Genomic DNA, 21,874 nt, shown 5'->3' with positions numbered 1-21,874 from the left:
GGGGTTGGCATGGGCGGCGTATATGCTGTTGTTTTGACCTACAATCGGCAATCGCTGCTGCGCCAATGCCTTTCGGCCATCACGGGCCAGACCCAAGCCTGCGATGGCATTATTGTTTTTGACAATGCCAGCAATGACGGCACTGCCGAAATGCTGCAGGCAGAGTTCCCCGCGGTTGAGATTATTCAGGCGCAGCGGAATGTTGGCGCGGCGGGCGGATTCAATCTCTCAATGCAAATGGCGATTGCCGCGGGAGCGGATCGCATCTGGGTGATGGACGACGATGTCATCGCCCAGCCGGATGCGCTCGAGCATCTCCAGGCCGGCCTGAACATTGTCGAGGCCGATGGCAAATACCCGCCCTTCGTGATCTCCACCGCCTACGAGCCTGCTGGCGAATTGACCAACGTCCCCGATATCGATCGCCGGCGTAACAGCCTGCATTATCAAACCTGGCCGGCCTATCTGGCCTATGGCCTTGCTCCGGTAACCCGTTCGACCTTCGTGTCGATCCTGATCCCTGCCCCCACATTTGCCGCCCATGGCTACCCGCTGGCCTCCATGTTCATCTGGGGCGAGGACAGCGAGTTCACCCTGCGCATCACCAAAAAACAGCCGGGATTGATGTCAGGCGCCAGCAAGGTCACCCATGTCCGCGCGCAGGCGGGACAGCTCGATATCACCACGGAAAACGACGAACGCCGGTTGCGCTGGCATCAATATCTGGTTCGCAACACCGTCTATTCCACGCGCCTTCACCTCTCGAAATCCTTCTTCTACCGCCTGCTGGCGGGCACCATTGGCCGCGCGCTGCGCCTGGCCCTGCAGGGGCATTGGCGCCAGGCAAAGATCGTCGCCACCGGCCTCTTTCAGGGACTCGTGTTCCAACCGGTGGAAGAAAAATTCTCAGATTTCCTGACCTCCAACCTGGCCTATATCTCGCCCTCCCTCTCATCGCGGCTACTCAACGGCTCAAACCGTGATGCGCCCGAAATCCGAAGTGCTGGCGAGCCCCGGGCCGCAACCATGGTCTCGAAAAATGGGCTGGCCAATACGGACTAGAACAGTGGATCCTACGATGATCGAGACCGCATGACTTCGCACCGCCGTTTCGTGACCAGCGTCGCCTGGTCCATGCTGGGCAATGCCGCCAACAATCTGGTCGGATTTGCCGTCTTCGCCGTGATCGTGCGCTTGGTGGATCCCACGGCAATCGGCGTGCTGGCCTTTGCCGTGGTTTTCGTCGACATGGGCAAGATCTTCGTCTCCGCCGGCGTACCCGATCTGATCGTGCGCCAGAAGGAGTGGAGCGACGACTATGCCAATATGTGCTTCTGGCTGAATATGCTCGTCGGCGCGCTATCCGCCCTGGTCGTCGTGTTCATCGTCGGGCCTCTCGCCGACGCCAATTTCGCGGCCGGGACGACACCGATCCTGGCGGTCCTTGCGAGCTGTTTCCTCATCGACGCTGCCCGGGTCGTCCCGGAATCCCGCTTGCGCCGGGAGTTCAACTTCCGCGCCCTGGCGCGGCGCGGCCTCATCGCCAATGTTCTGTCGGGCGTTCTGGGTATCGGCATGGCCCTTACCGGCTGGGGAATTTGGGCGCTGGTGGCGCAACGCGTTTCCAGTTCATTGCTGACCACGCTGTTCACCCTGGCCGCCGCCGGATGGTTCCCGAGGCTGAAAGTGTCCTTCGAAGGCGCCGGGGCTGCCGCCGCCCACGGCTTTGGGCTTGCCGGCGCAGCATTGCTGAGGCTGCTGACCGCGCGCCTGCCCGATCTGATGCTCGGACTTTTCCTGGGGCCCGTCTCGGTGGCGATGTATCGCGTCGGCGCCAGGGGGTTCGAGGCGCTGTTCCAGTTGGCCGTCCACCCGGTCGGCTCTGTGTCCCTGAGCAGCTTCGCGCGAAAGGAACACGAGGGAACCCTGGGCCGGGCCTATCTGAGTACGCTTCGCGCGCTGAGCGTCCTCATCTTCCCGCTTTTTCTGGGCGCGGCAGCATTGTCGGGGCAATTCGTCGCCCTGATCTTTGGCCCCAACTGGGATGAATCCGCCGTGGTCATGGCCATTCTCTGCGCGGCTGCCCCTGCCGCCATGGCCTCCGCATTGCTGCACGCCGCCCTTTCTGCCGCCCACAACACCAAGCTGATATTTTTCCTCTTTGCCGTTTCCGCAGGTTCGACCCTGCTCGTCCTGCTGGTGAGCGTTCCCTTCTTTGGCCTGGTCTGGTCGGCGGCCGCACTCGCAGCCCGCACCTATCTGGGCATCGTGTTCAGCACCATATTGGCGGCCAAGAGCATCGGCGTTACTCCCCCGCAGGCGCTTCGCGCCGCCCTGCCATCCCTAGTCTCGAGCTGGGTCATGCTTGGGGCCCTGCTGGCCCTGGCGACGGTGCTGCATAACCAGCACATTCTGGTGCAGATCCCGCTACTCGTCGCTGCCGGCATTGTCGTCTACGCCTTCATGATGGGCGTGATCTTCCGCCGCTCAACTGTGGCAGCTCTGTCCGGCGCCTCGGAAATTTTCCCCCAACTGGCCAAGCTGCACCCACCGGCGGCCTGGACCAAATTTCTGGGCCGCACTGGCCTGCGCGGCCGCAAAGCCGGGCTCGGCCGCTAGCTGATCCACCGCAGTCCGTCGGTCAGTTGCTTATTGGCAATATGCCGTTCCAGCACCTTGAGCCGGATCAACTGCGAATTGCGGAAATCGGCATCGGTAAAATCCAGCCCGCGCAACCCGCTCACCAATTGCTCGATCGATTGGCTCAGCGTCACCTGCGGCTGATGATCGGGCGCCAGCCCGGCAAATTTGTCGAAATTGACCTGATACGAGCGGCTATCCGCCGGCGCGTCGGTATTGATGCTGACCTCGGTTCCCGGCACGGCCTTGGCCACCGCATTGGCCAGGTCCCGCACCTGATAATTGCGGTCATTCGAGCCGGTATTGCACACCAGGTATCGCCCGCCATTGCCGGCGCTGCGATGGATCGCCCAATCCATGGCCCGCGCCATGTCCTGCACATCGATCAGCGGCCGCCACGGCGTGCCGTCGCTCAGCACCGTGATCTTACCCTGGCTCAGCGCACAGGCAACAAAATCGTTCAGCACCAGATCTAGCCGCAGCCGCTCCGACATGCCGCAAGCCGTCGAAAATCGCAGGCTGGTGACAACCATATCCGTATCGAGCGCGCTCAACGCTTCCTCGGTCCCGATCTTGGATTTGGCATAGGCTGTCACCGGATTGAGCGCATCGGTCTCCTTGCGCGGCCCACCCTCGGCAACGCCATAGACACTGCAGCTCGAGGCAAAAACGAAGTTCCTCACCCCCGCCCTATCAGCCATCCCGGCCACCGCCGTCGTCGCCCCCTGGTTGATCTCGGCAGTCACCGCCGCATAGCGGTCCCCCATCGGATCATTGGACACCGCCGCCAGTTCCACCACGGCATCATAGCCCTCCAGCTGTTCAGGACGCATGGCCCGCACATCGCCGAAATACTGGCTGTCCAGATGCCGCTCTGGCAGCCCGGATCGCGAGGTCAGGCTATGGGCGAAATAAGCATTGTCGAACCCGTCAATAATATAGTCTGGATATTTCGCGCGCAGCGTCCGGGCGACGACCGGACCGATATAACCCATATTGCCGACAATCAAGATCTTCATCGTCTTCTCACCGTTCAGGTTCTGGTCTTGGCGCCGCTATTTCTGTTCTACCGCGCCTATGCACAGCGCAGAAGATTTATTCTCGCTTCAGGCTGCAACACGCGCATCGCTCAGCAACATTTCGCGCACCACCCGCGCGATCGCCAGCGCCGAGGTCAGCCCCGGTGACTCGATGCCGAAGAGATTGATCAGTCCGCTGAGGCCATGTTCGCTCTCGCCCGAAATGACGAAGTCCGCCGCCGGTTCGCCCGGTCCCGATAGTTTCGGCCTGATCCCGGCAAAGCCCGGCCGCAACCGCTCTGGATCGATCTCCGGCCAGATGCGCCGCGCCGCCGCATAAAATTTGCCGTGCCGGTTCGGATCGACCTTGTAGTCGATGGCCGAAATCCACTCGACATCGGGCCCGAAGCGGATCTGCCCGGCCAGATCGAGCGTCAGATGCGTGCCCAGCCCGCCCGGCTCCGGTACCGGATAGATCAGCCGCGAAAACGGGCTGGCGCCCGAATAGCTGAAATAAACGCCCCGCGCATAATGCAGCGGCGGAATAAATGCCGCGTCCAGCCCCTCGACCATTCCGGCCACAGCATGCGCCGTCAGCCCCGCCGAATTGACCAGGAACGGCGCCACCACCACCGGCTCGTCATCCCCGCCGACATGGATGGCCCAGCCTTCCTTTTGCCGGGAAATCCGCGTCACCGCGCTATCTGCCGCGTAAATGGCCCCATGCGCCTCGGCATCCGCCAGCAGCGACTGCATGAAGGCGTGTGAATCCACGATCCCGGTCGAGGGTGACAGCAGCGCCTCATAGCTATTCAGCGCCGGCTCCATAGTAGAAACCTCGGCGCCGCTCAGCCGCACCAGATCGTCCACCCCAGCATCGACAGCGCTGCGCGCGATCTTGTCCAGCTCGCCCGTCTCATTGGCCGTATGCGCAAAAATCAGCTTGCCGCATTGGCGATGCGGCACGCCCCGCGCCCGGCAATAGGCATAAAGCTCGTGCCGTCCCTCGACACAGAGCGACGCCTTGAGCGAGCCCTTGGGATAATAGATGCCGGCATGGATGACCTCGCTATTACGCGCGCTGGTCCAGGTGCCGAAATGGCTTTCTCCCTCCACAATCACCGTCTCAAGCCCGGCAATGGCCAGCGCCCGGGCCACGGCCAGCCCCACCACTCCTGCCCCGACAACGATGGCGCCGACGGCCTGCATGGTTCAGATCTCGATACTGTTCGGATCGTCGATCAGCGGCCAGGCAGCATCCTTGTCGGAAAGCGTGGTCACCGCCAGTGGCCAGGAAATCCCCAGCTTGGGATCATCGTACCGCAGCCCCCGTTCGGCCGCGGGTGTGTAATAGCCCGACACCAGATAGGTAACCTCCACGTTATCCGTCAGCGTCTGAAAGCCATGCGCAAAGCCACGCGGCACATAGAGTTCGTGTCTATTGTCCTCGTTCAACTCAAACGCTTCATGCTTGAGAAAACTGGCCGAGCCGGTCCGCAAATCGACGATGATATCGACGATCGCCCCGCGCACGCAGCGGATCAGCTTGGCCTCGGCATTGGGCGCCAGCTGATAATGCATGCCGCGTAGTGTTCCCTTATGAGCGGAAACCGACATGTTCTGCTGCACGTAATCAAGGTCCATGCCCTGGCCCTTGAACTCGTCCTTGCACATGGTCCGCGCGAAGAAGCCGCGGCTATCCCCGCGCATTTGCAATTCAATCAACTTGGCATCGACCAGGCTCGTCTCGTGAAAGATCATTGTCGTCGTTCCAGTTATGCCGCGAAGACTTGTTCCTGTTCCGCATAAAGCCGGTCCACCAAACGCCCCTGCGGAAACACCACATCATCCCAGGTCAGCGGCGTATCCTTGGCCACCGGCCGGGCAATCGAGCAGCCCAGCGCCAGCCCGATCGGCAGCAGCTTTTCGGCCCGGATCGGCTCGATATTCTCCGCCACGCCATAGACTTCATAGCCGCCGAAATCCGCGATGACCTCGCCTGGCACCAGGTCCTTCTTGGCCACCGCGATCACCCCAACGCTCGGCCCACCAGCCGGCGTCAGCACCGGATCGTTGAATAGCACAGCCCGCGCCACCGAGGTCGGCACCTCGAAATGGCAGAGATGATAGGGCGTATAGAAGCAGTAATACGGCCCCGTGCCGAGCTTGTAGAGATTGAGAAAATGCTTCTGCCGCTCGTTCTCGATAGCCCCGAGCACGAACACGCCCGGCCCCGGCCGCGCGCCAACGACATAGTCCACCAGCCCCGGCCCCGCCGGGTCGATATGCGCGTTGAAAGCGGCAACGGTTTCTTCCAGCGGCTTGAGCGGCGCTGTCGGATCGCCACCCGAAAAATCCGGTCCCAGCATGCCGCGCCGTGCCACCTTCATGCCCGTCCCATTGGCAACAATGGCTTGCTCGAACGAAATCTTGGTGCCATCGGCAAACGAGGCCACCATGGCTGGCTTCTGCCCCCACTTCTCCGCAAAGGCCTTCTGCGTCGTCGGGTTGCGATAGGGATCGTGCAATCCCTTGATATTGCCGGCCAAAACCGGCTTTACCCCGAGCCCCGCGACAAACCGGATCAGGTTCATCTGCACACCCGGCTGGTCGCCATCCGAAAAACTGTAGACCACCCCCTTGGCGTCAGCCCGCCGCTTGAGGATCGGACCGACTGTCCCATCCAGTTCGGCATTCATCTGGATTGCGTGCTTGCCGCTCTCGATCGCCGCCAGCACCACCTGCGCCGCATATTCGATAGAGCCGGTCACCTCGATTATGGCATCGAGCCCATCCGCTTCGGCCAGCGCCACCGCATCCTCGGTCACCACCGGCACGCCGCTGGTAATCGCAGCGTTCAACTCGGCCGGGCTATGCGCCACCTTTGGCGTAACCCCTGCCTGCCCAAAGGCGGCAATCGCAGGCTCGATCCGCCGATTGGCAATCGCGCACAGCACCATGCCCTTGGTCGCCGTCAATATCTGCAGCGCAATGCCCGCGCCCTGAAAGCCGGCTCCGACCAGCCCAACCTTGATCGGCCGTCCCTCGGCCTCCCGCTTGGCCAGCGCTGTATCGACAATAAGCATGCAACTTCTTCCCTAGGTTCCGCAGCGACTTGGGTCAGGGCGAGTCGAAAATGGTGGTTTTTGAGAACCGGAGCGGAGCGTACTTTAGTACGTGAGCACCGGAAGCGCAGAAGACCGCCATTTGCAGACCGCTCTCACCCAAGTCAGTCGGCCCAAACCTTCCACGGCGCCTTGCCGGTCGCCCAGGCATCTTCCAGCACCTTGCGGTCGCGCAGGGAATCCATCGATTGCCAATAGCCTTGGTGATGATAGCTACCGAGCTTTTTCAGGTCGATCATCCGCTTCATTGGCTCAGCTTCCCATATCGTTTTGGGGCCGTCGATCAGGTCGAATACGCCCGGCTCGCAAACGAAGAACCCGCCATTGATCAGGCCACCATCATGGTCGCCCTTCTCGCGGAACCCCTCCACCAGGCCATCCGCCTGCAGGCGCAGAGCGCCATAGCGCCCCGGTTGGGTGACAGCGCTCAGCGTACAGAGCATGTTTTGCCGTTTATGCTGCGCGATCACTGCCGGAATATCGACATCGCTCACGCCATCGCCATAGGTCAGGCAGAACGTGCCATCGGACAAATACTCCCGCGCTGCCAGCAAGCGGCCGCCGGTCATCGCATCATCGCCGGTATCGAGCACGGTGATCGTCCAGTCTTCGACCGGCCTGCCCAGCCATTTGACGTCGCCGCTGCGCAGCGAAACCGTAAAATCGGTCAGCTTGGCGCGATAATTAAGAAAGTAATCGCGGATCACCTCGACCTTGTATCCCCCCAGGATGACAAAGTCGGTCAGCCCGTGATGGGCATAGATCTTCATGATGTGCCAGAGGATCGGATAGCCGCCCACATCGACCATGGGCTTGGGCCGGATGGCGGTTTCCTCGCTGAGACGCGTCCCGAAGCCACCCGCAAGAACTGCTACTTTCATGCCCCCACCCGCTTACAACGCAATCTTCGTTCTTGTTTTCAGCCCATTGGCGAACGCACAGAACCAGCCGCGCCGAAGACATCGGCTCGCCAAACGCAGTGCACTCTACTTTGCGGACTATTTACCCTTGAGGAGAAATTAGCGCATCGGCTCGCTATTGCAATACAAAAACAACAGTAATTTCTAGAAGATCAATTGCATATTTAACGATTAACAAGCCGCGTGAAAGTTGATTTTGGGAGTTTTGGCAACCTCCCAAGCCAATCCCCCATATATTGCATGGTATGTTCCCTGAATATTACTGTCATGATCAATAGATAAAGCACCGCGCCAAACGCCACCGAAATACCCAGCGCGATGATCTCGGGATATCCGGACAGCGCATAGCGATCGAGCGCCAGCACCGAAGTCAGCATGACCGCACTCCCCGCCAGTGCCGGCAGCAGCACGACGATCACCGGCCAGGGCCGCATGCCGATCACCGGGCTGGTCACCGCGATATTGAAGATCATGCCCAAATAGCTGCGAATGGCCAGCGCAACGGTCGCCCCCACCAACCCGAACAGCGGCACGCTCACCAGCAATGTCACAAAGGTCGTGGCCGCCGCCGCCGCGTTGAGGCCGAAGATCAGCTTGGTGTCATGGTTGGCCGACAGCGCCGATTGCAGCATCGCCCCCAGCAGCAAGGGCGGGCTCGCCATGCACAAGACCTGCATGATCACCGCCGAACTGCGCCATTGCTCGCCAAAGATCAGCACCACGAATGGTCGCGCCACGCTGGCCGCGCCAAAAAACAGCGGAAATGTCAGCATGGATACGACAGCCAGCGAGGTGATCACGCTCTCCCCAAGCCGCCCGGCATGGGCGCGTTGGGCATAGGCCGATAGCGAGGTCGATCGCACCGGGTAGATGGTCAATTGCACCAGCGCATCAAAACCGCGCGAGCCGACCCGGAACACCGCAACGGGCACCGGCCCCAGCGCCAGGCCCAGCATGAGGTCGGGCAATCGCTCCGACAGCAGTCTCAGCAGCGCCGCGCCGACCAGCCCAAACGAATGGCCGATCACGCCCCACAATCCCTTCACGCTGCCCCAGCTGGTGGGCACCCATCGCGCCGCCACCAGGGTAAAGACCGTCGTCAGCAACGAGCTGCAGATCCGCTGGGCAACCAGCGCCCAGATGCCCCAGCCCGCTAGCGCCATGGTCACGCCCAATATGCCGGACAGGACATTGGCACCCACGCCGCGGCGGGCCAGGGTCTTATAGTCCAGATCGCGCCGCAACCTGGCTTCCGGCACCACGCGAACACTGTCGATGATGAAGCAGGACGAGAGCACGGCGAGTACCACATTGGTGCCCTGGGCGAAGTAGACGTCGACCAGCGGCCCGATAATGCCGACAACCAGCAGCGCCGAGCCTGCCGCAGCGGCAAGGTTCAGCCAGAAGCACATCATGGCGAAGCCATCGTCCCACACCTTTTGCCGCACAATGAGGTCGGGAACTCCCGCGTGAACGAAGATCTTGCCCATATCGACAAAGATCAGCGCCACGGCCATCACGCCGATCACCCGTGGTTCGACGACCCGAACCACCAGGGCAAAAACCAGGAAGCTGATCAGATTATTGCCGGCACTCCCCAGTGTCGACCATGCGACGCCCCGGCGAAATTTCTCGGCATAGCTCATCTATGATGCGGAAACTGAGCCGGTCGATACTCAGGGATCAACAAGATCAAGAGCATCCAGCCTCGACCAAAAATACGAAACACAGCAAATACCCGCCCAATGAGCAAAGAAGCCTAGTTTTATTTATGATGAATGCATAACTGAAGTTAACCCACAATACAGAATCATGCAGAAGCAAATTCTCTCTAGTTACGATCCTGAAATAGAAAAAATGGACCAGAAGGACAAATATTGCAGCAAACAATGTTGATTTCATGCAACACAATTGCGCGTGTTCAGGAAATTTTCGTAAGTACATCAACGGCATGACGAAGTGTTCACATTGCACTCCCCCTATTGCCAGCTTTCAAGCCTCATGCGATCATTAACAGACTATTAATGCCACCGCAGCGGCGGGCGCATGGCGGGTTCGTGAGGGTGAAGACTATGTCGTTCGACAGTAGCAATCCGCATCTGCTGCAAGACTACTCCGCATCTGCAAATAATAATAACGTGCCTGCACTTCCCTATCCTCAGATTCCCCTGCGCCTGAGCGAGCGGTCTGCCAATGGCCTGCCCTCGTTCTGGACGGGCAAGTATCCGGCTGATCTGACGATGACGTCTCGCCGTCAGTTTGAACTGACGCTCAAGCGGGCGTTCGACGTTGCCGTGTCCCTGCTGGCCCTCGCCTTCCTCCTGCCCCTGCTGCTGATGGTGACGCTGGCGATCCGCCTGTCCGATCCGGGGCCGGCATTGTTCCGCCAGCCACGCGTGGGGCTGGGTGGCCGCACGTTCACGATTCTCAAGTTCCGCTCCATGTATATGGAGCGCTGCAATACCGACGGGGTGGACCAGACCGTGGCCGAGGATGAGCGCGTCATGCCGCTCGGCCGGTTCCTGCGCCGCACCAGTATTGACGAGCTTCCCCAATTGCTCAACGTGCTCTGGGGCGACATGTCGCTGGTAGGGCCGCGTCCTCATGTCGAAGGGCAATTGGCCGCTGGCCTGCCCTATGAGCATCTGGTGCCCTATTACAGCTATCGCCGCCATATGCGTCCGGGTCTCACCGGCTGGGCGCAGGCCAATGGCTATCGCGGCCCCACCTCGCAAAGCGAGCAAGCCATCGGCCGGATCGATCACGATGTCGCCTATATCCAGAATTTCTCGCTGTTGCTGGATTTGCGCATCATCCTGATCACCATGCACCGCGAATTCCTGCGCGGCACCGGGTCCTGATCCCGCTCCAATCTCGTCCGGGCGCGATCTGCCGCGCTCGGTGAGGCCGCCCGGGCCTCCGGAATGTGTCGCCGTCGTGACGCCTGGCCGCCCAAAACGGACAATTCGCCTCTCCTTTGGCTATTGAAGCAATCGGCTCAATGCCGCAGATTGCGCGCCAAACGAACCGCGAGAAGATTGATGATGATAAGCCCGACATCCCGGCAGCGCCTCGGCGCTGTGGCCGCCGCCTGCCTGCTGAGCGTGGCTCTGCCCGCCGGCACTGCCTTGGCGCAGAAGGTCAAGACGCCAGCCCCGGCTCCCGCGCCCGTCACCGAATTCACCGTGGAAATCCCCATTGTGGACGCCGTCGATTCCAATCTCGATGAAGCCATTCTGCGCGACATCTTCAGCGGCAATGTCACCGAACACGCCGGGGAATTGGCGGGCCTGAGTGCCACCAGCATCACCATTCCCGAAATCCTGGTCAACGTCACCACCACCATTGGCGAAGAAACCAATGACGCCGTCGTCACCTTCACCGATCTGGTGCTGAGCGACGTCGTCGATGGCGTCGCCGGTTCGGTCAAGCTGGCCGGGTCCGGTTTTGACAGCGGCGACAAGGGTTCGGCCGATATGGGGCCCTTCTCCGCCAGCAATTTCAACATTTCGGGCGTCCTGGGCATGTATGGCCTGGTCGACGCCGCCGGGCAGACCGAGCTCGAAACCATCTATACCGATCTCAAATTCGAGGGCGGCACTGTCGCGGCGTCCGACATGTCCTGCACTTTCGGCGCCATGACCGCGGCCGAGTTCAAGGCACGCCCGTTGAACTACAGCTTCGCCGATTTCATTGCCCTCAGTGAAGCCATGGAAGATGAGGACGAAACACCCTCGCCCGAGACCATCGGCAAGCTCATGCATCTTTATGCCGATGTGTTCACCGCCTTTGAATCCTCTCCCACCGAATTTGCCGGATTCGAGTGTAGCGGCATCGATGAGCAGGATCGCTCCATAAACTTCTCGCTCGACGGCATGACTATGGCCGGCATGCGTCCCGGCATCTATCCCGCCATCACCCTGACCGGGCTGGACATCACCGTCGAGGGCGACGGCAAGGTCGGCGTGGGCACGATCGCAATCAAGGAAAGCGATCTCAGCGGCCCCATCGCCGTGGTGCAGGCGGCCCCCGAAACCATCGACCAGGCCTGGCTCGAAGCCAATGCCCGCTCCCTGATCCCCGCCTTCGCCGGCTTCTCCTTCACCGCTGTCGATGTGGACGTACCCGATCCCGAAAATGCCGATGGCCGCATTGCCGCCAGCATCGGGGCCTTCGATCTGACGCTGGGCGTCTATCGCAATGGCATCCCCACCGATTTGCTGACCTCAGCGAGCAATATCGTCGTCGATCTGCCCGCGGACAGCGATGATGAGCAGATCCGTCAATTGGCAGAGCTGGGCCTCACCAGTATCGATGCCGGCTTCACCGTCGATGCCTCCTGGAATGAGGCCGAAAACACGATCGACATTGACGAGGTTTCGTTCACCGGCGCCGATCTGGCCACGGTCCTGCTCACCGGCACCCTGACCAACGCCACCGAGGCCCTGTTCGGCCTCGACGAAAACGCCGCCATGATGGCGGCCATGGACCTTGCCATCAACCATCTGCGCGCCGACGTGACCGATGCCGGCCTCTCCGACCTTATCCTGGCCACCGTCGCTGCCGAACAAGGCACCGACCCCGCCGCCATGCGCCCGATCTTTGCCGGCCTTGCCGAAGGCACCGTCATCGGCTTTCTCGCCGGCGCCGCCGAAGCCCAGAAAGTGGGCGCGGCCATCAACAGCTTCGTCAGCGGCAACGCCAAGCAGCTTACTATCGACATGACCGCCAAGGCCGACCCGGGCCTGGGCCTGTTCGACTTCATGGCCGCCGAAAGCGACCCCGCCTCCCTTATCGGCAAGGTCAACATCGAAGCCGTCGCGAAGTAATAACAAAGGGCCACCCAATAGGTGGCCCTTTACATTTCGGACGTCCCAGAAGACCTCATGGTGAGCCTGTTGAACCACGAGGTCGAGCGAGTGGAGCGAAGGTGTTAAAATCGCACATCCACCCAAATCCACCGCATCCCTCGGGCTCGACCCGAGGGCCGCTCAACACACGGCACGCACCACGAACGATCCCCGGGTCAAGCCCGAGGCAGGCGTCTGATGCTGACGGGGGCACCGTCTCCCCACAACCACGATGTCATTCCGGCGCAGGCCGGAATCCATGCTGAAGGCCGTCCCCCACGCCGGATGTATGCAGCATCGCGGACACCCCTACCGCACCTGCTCCGCCACCGCTCGCATCCCCCAATCCAACAGCCCCCGCGCCACCTCCGGCGTGCTGCCCTCCACATAACACCGCAGCTCCGGCGCATTCCCTGACGCCCGGAAATGCACCATATCGCCCGACAGGGTGCGGAACTGCAGCCCATCGATTGTCGACAGGCTCGCAATCCCATGCGGCGCAAAAAACGCCTCGGCAAAAGCGCGATCCTCCCCCAATCGCCGCAAGAACGCCCCGCTCTTTTCCGCCGGAACATCCTGCAGCCGGTCTGCCAGCGCATATTGCAGCGGCAGCTCCGCCACGATTGCATCCAGCCCAACACCCCGCCGCGCCGCCAGACCCAGCGCGCAGAGCAGCGGCAGCACCGCATCCCGCGTCGGCAGCGGCTCCAGCGCGCGCCCATCCACCACAATGCCATTGCCCACAAACGTGCCGCCATTGGCCTCAAAGCCAACCACGCCGCCGGCCGCCGTTTCCATCGCCTCGATCACATAGGGCGACCCCACCCTGGTCCGCAGCACCGTCTCGAAAAACCCCGTCCGCTCCAGCGCCGAATTGGACGTCACCGGCGTCACCACCGTTCGCGCGCCCAGCACTTTTGCCGCCAGCAGCCCCAGCACGTCGCCGCGCACAAATGCGCCCCTGCGGTCCATCAGCAGCGGCCGGTCCCCATCCCCGTCCGAGGACACGATGGCATCGAGATTCTCGCTCTCAATCCACCCCTTGAGCGGGCCAAACACCGCATCACCAAACGCCTCGGTATCCACCGCCACGAAACCATCGGTACGCCCCAGGCTCACCACCTCGGCGCCCGCCTGCCGCATCACCCGCCCCAGCACATCCCGCGCCACACTGGAATGCTCAAACACCCCAACCCGTAGCCCCCTCAGCGCCCCTTCCGGCAACAGGCCGGCATAGCGCGCGACATAGCGCTCCACGACGAGAGCAAATTCATCGCTCATCGCCGCCGCGCCATCCGGCACAGCCTCATCCCGCAGCGCCGCGAGAATCCCCGCCTCATCCGCCTTGCTGATTTCTCCGCCCGGCACATAGAATTTCAGCCCGTTCCGATCCGCCGGAATATGGCTGCCGGTGATCATGATGGCGCAGCATCCTGCCGCCATTGCATGCAGCGCCAGCGCTGGCGTCGGCACCGTACCGCAATCGACCGCCTCAAGCCCGAACAACCCGATCGCCGCCGCGCAATCCCGGGCAATGGCCGGGCTCGAGGGCCGGAAATCCCGCCCGATAAACACCTTGCCGCCACCCAGCAGGCCTAGGGCCCCTGCATGCCGCAAAAACGCTGCCACATACCGCCGCGCCGCCTGCCCCTCCAGCTCCACAGCCAGACCGCGCAACCCGCTCGTCCCAAATTTCAGGCTGGAAATAGTCAATGTGCTACTCAATTCACGCCGTAATAATGCCGGTACCACTCGACAAACCGCGCCACGCCCACTTCGATTGGTGTCTCCGGCAGCGTGCCGATCAGTTCATGCAATAGCGCGGTATCCGACTGCGTCGCCACCACGTCGCCCTGCTGCATCGGCAGCATATTGTGCCTGGCCTTGCGCCCCATCGCGTCCTCCACCGCCGCGACAAACGCCATCAACTCGCTCGGCTTGCCCCCGGCCACATTGACCACCCGGTAAGGCGCCACCGCCGAAAGACTGTCACCCTTCACCGGCTTGCCCTTGACCGGGGGCGTACCCGCCAGCCGCACCAGCGCGTCGACCAGATCATCGACATAGGTGAAATCGCGCCGCATCTTGCCTTCGCCATAAATGTCGATGGCCTTGTCCTGCTGCATCGCCGAAACGAATTTGAACAGCGCCATGTCCGGCCGCCCCCACGGCCCATAGACGGTAAAAAACCGCACGCTGGTCGCCGCGATCCCCCATAGATGGGAATAGGAATGCACCATGGCCTCGCCCGATTTCTTGGTCGCGGCATAGAGCGACACCGGGCTATCGGCCCGATCGGTTTCGGCAAAGGGCATCTTGGTATTGCCCCCATAGACCGAGCTGGTTGAGGCAAAGATCAGATGCTCGGGCGGTGTCTCTCGCGCCGCCTCCAGCAGATTGCCCGTTCCGACGAGATTGGATTGCACATAGCTCAGCGGATGATCGATGCTGTAGCGCACCCCCGCCTGCCCCGCGAGGTGAAACACCAGTTGCGCCTCGCTCTCTTTGAGCGCCCGCTTCAGCCGCTCGCCATCCTCCAGCATGGCTTCGACAAAGGTGAAATTGGGCTGCTCCGCCAATAGCGCCAGCCGCGCCCGCTTGAGGCGCACATCGTAATAGCTGGTCACCCCATCATAGCCGGTGACAACATGCCCATCGCCCAGCAATCGCTGCGCCAGGTGAAACCCGATAAACCCTGCCGTTCCCGTTACGAAGATACGCTTAGGCTCCATCGAGATCCGGCCTTCTGTTTCTGAGGGATTTGGTACTCGAGCGGATGGCCTTGCCCTCCAGCCGCCTCTGTTTGGATGCCAGCGTCGGCCGCGTCGCCACCCGCGCCTTGGGCGCATAGGCGCCTGAAGCCAGCAATTCCACCAGCCGCCGCTGCGCATCCGCGCGGTTCATCGGCTGGTCGCGATACGCATTGGCGGGAATGAATATAACGCCATCCTTGGTCAGCCTCTTGCCCGCCAGCACAGCCACCCGCCGCTTCATCGCCTCGGGAATATTGGGCGACGCCATAAGGTTGAACCGCAGCTGCACCGCGCTCGACACCTTGTTGACATTCTGCCCGCCCGGCCCCGCCGAGCGCACGAAACTCTCCTCGATTTCCGAGGGATCGATGCTCACAGTGCGGGTGATGACGATGGGATCAGGCATTGTCTCAACTCTACCGCAAGAGCGTCCTGCTGCGAACGCCCACATCCACCACGGTGTCATTCCCGCGAAAGCGGGAACCTCTGTTTATCTTTTGCACATCTACAAACAAAGGTCCCCGCTTTCGCGAGGACCTTCGGTATACTTATTTGCGCAGCCGCCCCGCAAAGATGATCTCACCCTCGTGGATGGTCAGCCCCTTGATGGTCGCCCGGTATTTCCCGGGCAACCCTTCCGCCGGCACGACCCAGCCCTTCTTGAGCATACCGGCGAAAACCTTCTCGCCGATATCTTTAAAGTCGCCGGGTCCAAGTGCATTGTCTTCACCCAAATGAGTGAGCGCCTTGATCTCCCGATTAGACGGCCTCTGCGGCATCAGGCAGCTGCCTTCGCCTTGAGGTCGGGCGCGGTGGCTTCGGCCATCAGGGCCACCAGGGCATCCATGAACGGAATGACCTTCTGCCCCTCGGTCCCGAGCCGGCGAACCGACACGGTCCCCTCTTCGGCCTCGCGCTTGCCCACCACGAACATCAGCGGCACCTTGCCCACCGAGTGCTCGCGCACCTTGTAGTTGATCTTCTCGTTGCGCGTGTCGATCTCGGCCCGGATACCGGCCTCCTTGAGCTGGCGCACCAGCTTTTCGGCATAGCCATCTGCCTCCGACACAATGGTCGCCACCACAACCTGGGTCGGCGCCAGCCACATCGGCATGCGCCCGGCATAGTTCTCGATCATCATGCCGATAAACCGCTCCAGCGATCCAAGGATCGCCCGGTGCAGCATCACCGCATACTGGCGCGAGCCGTCTTCGGCGACATAGGTCGCGTCCAGCCGCTCGGGCAGCACATAGTCCAGCTGCAGCGTCCCCACCTGCCAGGAGCGCCCGATAGCGTCCTTGAGGTGGAATTCGAGCTTGGGTGCATAAAACGCCCCCTCGCCTTCCGCGATCTCGAAATCATAGCCGGTCGCGCGCAGGGCATCGCCCAGCGCCTTCTCGGCCGCATCCCAGCGCTCGATCGTGCCGCCGAACTTGTCCGGCCGCGTCGCCAGTTTGATGACCACATCGGCAAAGCCCATATGCTCGTAAACCGAATAGAGCAGATGCACGAAATGCTCGGTCTCGGCCTGGATCTGGTCTTCGCGGCAGAAAATATGCGCGTCGTCCTGCGTCATCTGCCGCACACGCATCAGGCCGTGCAGCGCACCATGGGCCTCATTGCGGTGGCAGCAGCCAAATTCCGCCATCCGCAACGGCAGATCGCGGTAGCTCTTGATGCCCTGGTTGAAGATCTGGATATGGGCCGGGCAATTCATCGGCTTGAGCGCCATCAGGTCGCCTTTGCCTGACAGAACCGGCCCTTCCTCTTCCGTCCCCGGCACTTCGTCAGGCACCACGAACATATTCTCGCGATACTTGCCCCAATGCCCCGAGGCCTCCCAGAATTTGGAGCTCATCAGCTGCGGCGTCTTCACCTCGACATAGCCCGACGAGTTAAGCCGCCGGCGGATATAGGCCTCCATCTGGTTGAACAGCACATAGCCCTTGGGATGCCAGAATACGCTGCCCTGCGCCTCGGGCTGGAAGTGGTACAGGTCCATCTCCTGCCCGATCTTGCGGTGATCGCGCTTTTCCGCCTCTTCCACCATGTGGAGATACGCGTCCAGCTCTTCCCTGGTCGCAAAGGCCGTGCCGTAAATGCGGCTCAACACCGGGTTATTGCTGTCGCCACGCCAATAGGCGCCGGCCACCTTGGTCAGCTTGAACGCATTGCCGATATCCTTGACCGAGCGCATATGCGGCCCCCGGCACAGATCGATCCACTGGCCCTGCTTATACATCTTGAGCGACTGGTCAGCCGGAATGGCATCGACCAGCTCGACCTTGAAGGCCTCGCCCCGTGCATTGAAAAAGGCCTTGGCCTGGTCACGCGTCCAGATTTCCTTGGTGAAGGCCGCACCCCGGTCGATGATTTCGGCCATCTTCTTTTCGATGGCTGGGAAATCCTCTTCCGAAAACGGCGTCTCACGCTTGAAGTCGTAATAAAAGCCGTTCTCGATCACCGGGCCGATCGTCACTTGCGTGTCTGGCCACAGCTCCTGCACGGCTTCCGCCAGAACGTGCGCCGTGTCGTGCCGGATCAGCTCCAGCACATCCTTGGACCCGCTGTCGCGCGTGACAAATTCAATGCGGCCGTCTTCCTCCAGCGGATCGCTGAGATCGCTGAGCACGCCGTTCCAGCGCATGGCCACCGTCTTCTTGGCCAGGCTCTTGGAGATACCCTCGACCACGGTGGTCCCGGTGGTGCCACGCGCATAGTCGCGAGCTGCACCGTCGGGGAACGTCACCTTGATCGTCATTTTAGGTCTCCAGAAATTGGGATCATGTCTGCGTTTTGCAAACAAGGCGGCCTGTCTAGCACGTATTCAGTGCTTTTCCAGCAGGACGCCTCAAAAACTCGATGGCACCTTCTCCACAGCGTCATTCCCGCGAAAGCGGGAACCTCCGTTTACCGAGCTATCCCCTGCCCAGCGCTCTCCCCTCCGTCGTCACCACCAGGCTCGTCCGGGTGGTCCACCTCTCCTCCACACCAAGCCGACGATGGATTGCCCGGACAAGCCGGGCAATGACGAGGGAATGTAGATCACCACAGTAGACCTCATGGTGAGCCTGTCGAACCACGAGGGCGAGCGCCCTACTTCCACCGCCCATACCCCCACGGCCGATACCACCGCGCGCCCGTCGGCACCGCCTCAGGCAGCGGATCATAGCCATGCGTCCCGCCCGGCCGGCACCGCACAAACCGCGCCAGCCCCATCCAGCCCCCGGGCCAAAAACCAAACCGCCAGATCGCGTCCCGCGTATATTCCGAGCAGGTCGGCAAATGTCGGCACGTCCGCCCCACAAAGACCGACAGCGTGTACCGATAAACCGTGATCAAGAACACCGCCGCAATCTTGAACGGCAAATCCACCACGCGCCAGAATCCAGAAATGACTCGATCCATCAAAATCCGGCCGTAACCGATTCAGCCGGCTCGATCTTTTCCAGCGCCGCCTCCACCGCATCGAACACCAGCAGCGTCGACATATGCCGCGCCGTATAGTCCCGTACCGGCTCCAGATATTTCAGATCGCTCCACTTCCCCGCCGGCGGTTCACCACCCGCCTTGAGCATGGCATGCATCTGCGCCCGCACTGCACGGAACTCATCCACCGGCGTGCCGACAATCTCGCGCGCCACCACGGCGGCCGAAGTCTGCCCCAGCGCACAGGCCGAAATCTCGTGCCCGTAGTCAACGATCACCCCGTCCGCCACCACCAGGTCAACCTCGATGGTCGAGCCGCAAACCCGGCTGGTTTTGCGCGCGCTGGCATCCGGCGCAGCCAGCCGCGGCGGCTGGCGGGCATTTCCTGCAAGATCGAGGATTTTATCGGAATAGAGATCGCTGAGTTCCATGAAACGAACAATTCTGTTTCTTGTCGGCCTGTGTCCAGCCTCCTATATAGGTGCTCGCACCCGGGCTGTCAGGACATCGCTCACGTCCCACTGGTCCAAAGTTGCTATTGCAGCCTTTCAACGCGGTGCCACAAGGAGCCGACCAGATGGACGCTCGCGTCAGACCGCCCTTTCCCTTGCCCAAAATGGCAAGCGCCCCGGTTCGCCCCACGCGGGAAGAAGCCGAAGCCGCCGTTCGCACGCTGATCGCATGGGCCGGTGATGATCCAACGCGCGAAGGCCTGCTCGACACCCCCCGTCGCGTCGCTAAAGCCTATGGCGAGCTTTATGCAGGCTATGACCAGGACCCCAAATCCGTCCTCGACCGCACCTTCAAGGAAGTCGGCGGCTATGACGATATCGTGCTGGTCCGCGACATTCCCTTCAGCTCCCATTGCGAACACCACATGGTGCCCTTCGTCGGCAAGGCCCACATCGCCTACCTGCCGCACGATGGCGTCGTGGGCCTTTCCAAGCTCGCCCGCCTCGTCGACGTCTTCGCCCGGCGCCTGCAAACCCAGGAAAACCTCACCGCACAGATCATCGACGCGCTGAACGAAAACCTGGGCCCCCGCGGCGCCGCCGTCATGCTCGAAGCCGAACATATGTGCATGTCCATGCGCGGCATCCACGCCCATGGCGTCTCCACGGTCACCCACCGCTTCACCGGCGTTTTCGCCGAAGACCGCGTCGAACAAGACCGCTTCTTCGCCATGGTCAGCAAGCGCTAGGCTGAATCGACGTTCACGCCCGGTGGGGTTTTGCTGGGGCATTGGGGGCTATCGCCCCCTCTCCCTTTGGGGGAGAGGGTGGGGTGAGGGGCCTTTTTCTTGATGCTATACGAAGAAAGGCCCCCTCACCCGGCCCAAACGGGCCGACCTCTCCCCCAAAGGGAGAGGTGAAGCGCCGCTGGACTGCTATTTTGGCTGAATGTCGATTAGTCCTAGCCCCTCTCGGCCAGCACCACATCCTCGCCCCCACAATACCATTCGGCTAATCTCCCGCAGTGCATGCGCGATCAAATGCGCCTGCGCGGCCCGTGTCATACAGATCGGGCCTTAATGCGAGTACGCCAATGTCTGCCGTCGCCAAAATGCTCTGGGTCATCGAAAGCCGCTTCCGCGAGCCGCTGACGCTCGACGATATCGTCGAGGTCACCGGCAAGTCGAAGTCCTATCTGTCGCGCGCCTTTCCGCTCGTCACCGGCTATTCGGTCTCGGCCTATCTTCGGGCTCGGCGGCTCACTGAAGCGGCAAAAGATCTGGCTGATGGCGCTCCCGATATCCTCTCGGTCGCGCTCGACGCTGGCTATGGCTCGCATGAGGCATTCACCCGCGCCTTCCGCGATCTGTTCGGCATCACGCCCGAAGAGCTTCGCCGCCGGCGCTGTTTGGACAGCATCCAACTCGTGGAGCCTCACCGCATGAACACCACCGCAGACGTCACTGTCGCCGAACCGCGCATCGAATCCCGTCCGCGCATGCATCTGGCGGGCCTGGGCCAACGCCACGGCATGAACAAGGCCGCCGGCATTCCCGCCCAATGGCAGCAATTCTACCCCTATATAGGCAATATCGAGGGCTCCATTCCCGGCGTGGCCTATGGCGTCATCGGGGAAATGGCCGAAAGCTGCGACGATTTCGAATATCTGGTCGCCGTCGAAGTCCGTGAAGGCAGCGACGTGCAGCCCGAGCTCAAGCAGATCACCATTCCCGCCCTCACCTGGGCCCGCTTCACCCATGACGGCGACGTCACCACCATCCGCTCGACCATTGGCGCGGCCTCCGAATGGCTGGCAGGCTCCAATCGCGACCTCAGCGACGCCCCCTTCAGCTTCTTTGAATATTACGGCCCCCAATTCGATCCCATTGCCGGCCGCGGCAGTATCGAAATCTGGTTCGCTCTCAAGGACTGATGCTGGCAAAACCCCATGGGGCGGTATATTTACCGCTCCATGAGCATCACCTTCGCCGATCCCGCCGCCCTCTCCCACGAGCAACTGGAAGAAGGCACCACCTTCGCCCCGCGCTTCGACGCTGCGGGCCTGGTCACCGTCGTCACCATCGAAGCCTCGAGCAAGGACGTGCTGATGCTCGCCCATATGAACGCCGAGGCCCTGTCCCTGACGCTGGAGACCGGCATCGCCCATTACTGGTCCCGCTCTCGCAACAGGATCTGGAAAAAGGGCGAAACCTCCGGCGAATTGCAGAAACTGGTCTCCCTGCGCACCGATTGCGACCAGGACGCCCTGGTCCTGACCGTCGAACAAACCGGCCGCGGCGCCGCCTGCCACACCGGCCGGAAATCCTGCTTCTACCGCCAGGTGGAGGTGACAGGCGAAACCGCCGCGCTCAAGGACACCGGCCTGCCGCGACTATTCGATCCGGCCAAGGTTTACTAGGTCGGATGCCCCGGCCCCTACCGCCCCTTCCGCTCAAACACCCCCACTAGCAAGATCCCGGCGAAAAACCCGCCCAGATGCGCCTGCCAGGCCACGCCAATCGACGTCCCCGTCAGTATCGGCAGCAGCGGCACCGCCGCATTCCGCGCCACCCAGACCATGCTGAATGTCCGCGCACGCGCGCCGGCCATCACATCGCCAAACCCGCACAGCAGCCGCCCCCACGTCACGCGCTCCCCCGCCTCGACGGCTGCCGACACCCACCCA

21 protein-coding genes are annotated in these 21,874 nt (G+C 61.8%); 7 read left to right on the top strand and 14 right to left on the bottom strand.

From position 1 onward, the window contains the following. The first annotated feature begins 9 nt into the window (after positions 1 to 9). Entirely contained in the window at positions 10 to 1,062 is a 1,053-nt protein-coding gene (locus tag FF80_RS16175) for a glycosyltransferase (protein WP_052153666.1), read from the top strand. 30 nt (positions 1,063 to 1,092) lie between these two features. Further along, positions 1,093 to 2,619, top strand: a complete 1,527-nt coding sequence (locus FF80_RS16170; RefSeq protein WP_035102482.1) for an oligosaccharide flippase family protein — start codon at positions 1,093 to 1,095, stop codon at positions 2,617 to 2,619. Here FF80_RS16170 and FF80_RS16165 read toward each other — a convergent pair. The 6 genes from FF80_RS16165 to FF80_RS16140 form a co-directional block, all read right to left on the bottom strand. After that, positions 2,616 to 3,659 (bottom strand): SDR family oxidoreductase, encoded by a 1,044-nt coding sequence (locus FF80_RS16165; protein WP_035102480.1) that lies wholly within the window; start codon positions 3,657 to 3,659, stop codon positions 2,616 to 2,618. The genes FF80_RS16170 and FF80_RS16165 overlap by 4 nt on opposite strands. Before the next feature lie 87 nt (positions 3,660 to 3,746). Continuing rightward, complete coding sequence (locus tag FF80_RS16160) at positions 3,747 to 4,868, bottom strand: NAD(P)/FAD-dependent oxidoreductase (protein ID WP_035102478.1); 1,122 nt, start codon at positions 4,866 to 4,868, stop codon at positions 3,747 to 3,749. A gap of 3 nt (positions 4,869 to 4,871) precedes the next feature. Further along, entirely contained in the window at positions 4,872 to 5,420 is a 549-nt protein-coding gene (gene rfbC / locus FF80_RS16155) for a dTDP-4-dehydrorhamnose 3,5-epimerase (RefSeq protein WP_035102477.1), read from the bottom strand. Between the two features lie 14 nt (positions 5,421 to 5,434). Then, positions 5,435 to 6,745, bottom strand: coding sequence for an SAF domain-containing protein (locus FF80_RS16150; protein ID WP_035102476.1), 1,311 nt, complete (start codon positions 6,743 to 6,745; stop codon positions 5,435 to 5,437). 143 nt (positions 6,746 to 6,888) lie between these two features. Beyond that, positions 6,889 to 7,665, bottom strand: a complete 777-nt coding sequence (gene rfbF, locus FF80_RS16145) for a glucose-1-phosphate cytidylyltransferase (protein ID WP_035102475.1) — start codon at positions 7,663 to 7,665, stop codon at positions 6,889 to 6,891. A 203-nt stretch (positions 7,666 to 7,868) separates the two neighbouring features. Further along, on the bottom strand, positions 7,869 to 9,350 hold the full coding sequence (locus FF80_RS16140; protein ID WP_035102473.1) for an oligosaccharide flippase family protein: 1,482 nt from the start codon (positions 9,348 to 9,350) through the stop codon (positions 7,869 to 7,871). 426 nt (positions 9,351 to 9,776) lie between these two features. Between FF80_RS16140 and FF80_RS16135 the strand changes: the two genes are divergently transcribed. Together FF80_RS16135 and FF80_RS16130 are read left to right on the top strand one after the other, a co-directional pair. After that, positions 9,777 to 10,565 (top strand): sugar transferase, encoded by a 789-nt coding sequence (locus tag FF80_RS16135; RefSeq protein ID WP_244445803.1) that lies wholly within the window; start codon positions 9,777 to 9,779, stop codon positions 10,563 to 10,565. A gap of 183 nt (positions 10,566 to 10,748) precedes the next feature. Then, positions 10,749 to 12,533, top strand: coding sequence for a hypothetical protein (locus FF80_RS16130; protein WP_160172844.1), 1,785 nt, complete (start codon positions 10,749 to 10,751; stop codon positions 12,531 to 12,533). 330 nt (positions 12,534 to 12,863) lie between these two features. Here the strand turns inward: FF80_RS16130 and FF80_RS16125 are convergent, their stop codons facing one another. From FF80_RS16125 to FF80_RS16095, 7 genes are all read right to left on the bottom strand, one after another. Further along, complete coding sequence (locus FF80_RS16125; protein ID WP_035102754.1) at positions 12,864 to 14,261, bottom strand: hypothetical protein; 1,398 nt, start codon at positions 14,259 to 14,261, stop codon at positions 12,864 to 12,866. Between the two features lie 14 nt (positions 14,262 to 14,275). After that, positions 14,276 to 15,286: an NAD-dependent epimerase/dehydratase family protein gene (locus FF80_RS16120; protein ID WP_035102470.1), complete on the bottom strand. Its 1,011-nt coding sequence runs from the start codon at positions 15,284 to 15,286 to the stop codon at positions 14,276 to 14,278. Continuing rightward, positions 15,276 to 15,713: an alternative ribosome rescue aminoacyl-tRNA hydrolase ArfB gene (arfB, locus tag FF80_RS16115; protein ID WP_035102469.1), complete on the bottom strand. Its 438-nt coding sequence runs from the start codon at positions 15,711 to 15,713 to the stop codon at positions 15,276 to 15,278. Before arfB ends, FF80_RS16120 begins: the two co-directional genes overlap by 11 nt. Positions 15,714 to 15,855: 142 nt before the next feature. Further along, positions 15,856 to 16,086, bottom strand: a complete 231-nt coding sequence (locus tag FF80_RS16110) for a hypothetical protein (protein WP_035102468.1) — start codon at positions 16,084 to 16,086, stop codon at positions 15,856 to 15,858. Then, entirely contained in the window at positions 16,086 to 18,068 is a 1,983-nt protein-coding gene (gene thrS, locus FF80_RS16105; RefSeq protein ID WP_035102466.1) for a threonine--tRNA ligase, read from the bottom strand. Before thrS ends, FF80_RS16110 begins: the two co-directional genes overlap by 1 nt. A gap of 335 nt (positions 18,069 to 18,403) precedes the next feature. After that, positions 18,404 to 18,715, bottom strand: coding sequence for a membrane protein insertion efficiency factor YidD (gene yidD / locus FF80_RS16100; protein WP_035102752.1), 312 nt, complete (start codon positions 18,713 to 18,715; stop codon positions 18,404 to 18,406). Beyond that, positions 18,715 to 19,167, bottom strand: a complete 453-nt coding sequence (locus FF80_RS16095; protein WP_035102465.1) for an iron-sulfur cluster assembly scaffold protein — start codon at positions 19,165 to 19,167, stop codon at positions 18,715 to 18,717. Before FF80_RS16095 ends, yidD begins: the two co-directional genes overlap by 1 nt. 146 nt (positions 19,168 to 19,313) lie before the next feature. Here FF80_RS16095 and folE point away from each other — a divergent pair, with 146 nt between their 5' ends. The 3 genes from folE (at position 19,314) to hisI (ending at position 21,607) form a co-directional block, all read left to right on the top strand. Next, complete coding sequence (gene folE / locus FF80_RS16090) at positions 19,314 to 19,937, top strand: GTP cyclohydrolase I FolE (protein ID WP_035102464.1); 624 nt, start codon at positions 19,314 to 19,316, stop codon at positions 19,935 to 19,937. A gap of 344 nt (positions 19,938 to 20,281) precedes the next feature. Then, positions 20,282 to 21,121, top strand: coding sequence for an AraC family transcriptional regulator (locus tag FF80_RS16085; RefSeq protein WP_035102463.1), 840 nt, complete (start codon positions 20,282 to 20,284; stop codon positions 21,119 to 21,121). Positions 21,122 to 21,160: 39 nt separating this feature from the next. Next, positions 21,161 to 21,607 (top strand): phosphoribosyl-AMP cyclohydrolase, encoded by a 447-nt coding sequence (hisI, locus tag FF80_RS16080; RefSeq protein ID WP_035102750.1) that lies wholly within the window; start codon positions 21,161 to 21,163, stop codon positions 21,605 to 21,607. Positions 21,608 to 21,624: 17 nt separating this feature from the next. On the opposite strand, the gene FF80_RS16075 is transcribed toward hisI, so the two are convergent. Beyond that, on the bottom strand, positions 21,625 to 21,874 hold a 250-nt coding region (locus tag FF80_RS16075; protein ID WP_035102461.1), incomplete at its 5' end, for a rhomboid family intramembrane serine protease.

Origin of the sequence: Devosia sp. LC5 (assembly GCF_000735585.1) — a bacterium.
In the GTDB taxonomy this organism is placed as follows: Bacteria; Pseudomonadota; Alphaproteobacteria; order Rhizobiales; family Devosiaceae; genus Devosia.
Note: the sequence above shows the minus strand (reverse complement) of the source record. Positions and strands in the feature narration are given on the sequence as shown.

Coding starts and splice junctions, on each gene's coding strand:
- FF80_RS16175 (WP_052153666.1), top strand. CDS start 10: ATGGGCGGCGTATATGCTGTTGTTTTGACCTACAATCGGCAATCGCTG.
- FF80_RS16170 (WP_035102482.1), top strand. CDS start 1,093: ATGACTTCGCACCGCCGTTTCGTGACCAGCGTCGCCTGGTCCATGCTG.
- FF80_RS16165 (WP_035102480.1), bottom strand. CDS start 3,659: ATGAAGATCTTGATTGTCGGCAATATGGGTTATATCGGTCCGGTCGTC.
- FF80_RS16160 (WP_035102478.1), bottom strand. CDS start 4,868: ATGCAGGCCGTCGGCGCCATCGTTGTCGGGGCAGGAGTGGTGGGGCTG.
- rfbC (WP_035102477.1), bottom strand. CDS start 5,420: ATGATCTTTCACGAGACGAGCCTGGTCGATGCCAAGTTGATTGAATTG.
- FF80_RS16150 (WP_035102476.1), bottom strand. CDS start 6,745: ATGCTTATTGTCGATACAGCGCTGGCCAAGCGGGAGGCCGAGGGACGG.
- rfbF (WP_035102475.1), bottom strand. CDS start 7,665: ATGAAAGTAGCAGTTCTTGCGGGTGGCTTCGGGACGCGTCTCAGCGAG.
- FF80_RS16140 (WP_035102473.1), bottom strand. CDS start 9,350: ATGAGCTATGCCGAGAAATTTCGCCGGGGCGTCGCATGGTCGACACTG.
- FF80_RS16135 (WP_244445803.1), top strand. CDS start 9,777: ATGTCGTTCGACAGTAGCAATCCGCATCTGCTGCAAGACTACTCCGCA.
- FF80_RS16130 (WP_160172844.1), top strand. CDS start 10,749: ATGATAAGCCCGACATCCCGGCAGCGCCTCGGCGCTGTGGCCGCCGCC.
- FF80_RS16120 (WP_035102470.1), bottom strand. CDS start 15,286: ATGGAGCCTAAGCGTATCTTCGTAACGGGAACGGCAGGGTTTATCGGG.
- arfB (WP_035102469.1), bottom strand. CDS start 15,713: ATGCCTGATCCCATCGTCATCACCCGCACTGTGAGCATCGATCCCTCG.
- FF80_RS16110 (WP_035102468.1), bottom strand. CDS start 16,086: ATGCCGCAGAGGCCGTCTAATCGGGAGATCAAGGCGCTCACTCATTTG.
- thrS (WP_035102466.1), bottom strand. CDS start 18,068: ATGACGATCAAGGTGACGTTCCCCGACGGTGCAGCTCGCGACTATGCG.
- yidD (WP_035102752.1), bottom strand. CDS start 18,715: ATGGATCGAGTCATTTCTGGATTCTGGCGCGTGGTGGATTTGCCGTTC.
- FF80_RS16095 (WP_035102465.1), bottom strand. CDS start 19,167: ATGGAACTCAGCGATCTCTATTCCGATAAAATCCTCGATCTTGCAGGA.
- folE (WP_035102464.1), top strand. CDS start 19,314: ATGGACGCTCGCGTCAGACCGCCCTTTCCCTTGCCCAAAATGGCAAGC.
- FF80_RS16085 (WP_035102463.1), top strand. CDS start 20,282: ATGTCTGCCGTCGCCAAAATGCTCTGGGTCATCGAAAGCCGCTTCCGC.
- hisI (WP_035102750.1), top strand. CDS start 21,161: ATGAGCATCACCTTCGCCGATCCCGCCGCCCTCTCCCACGAGCAACTG.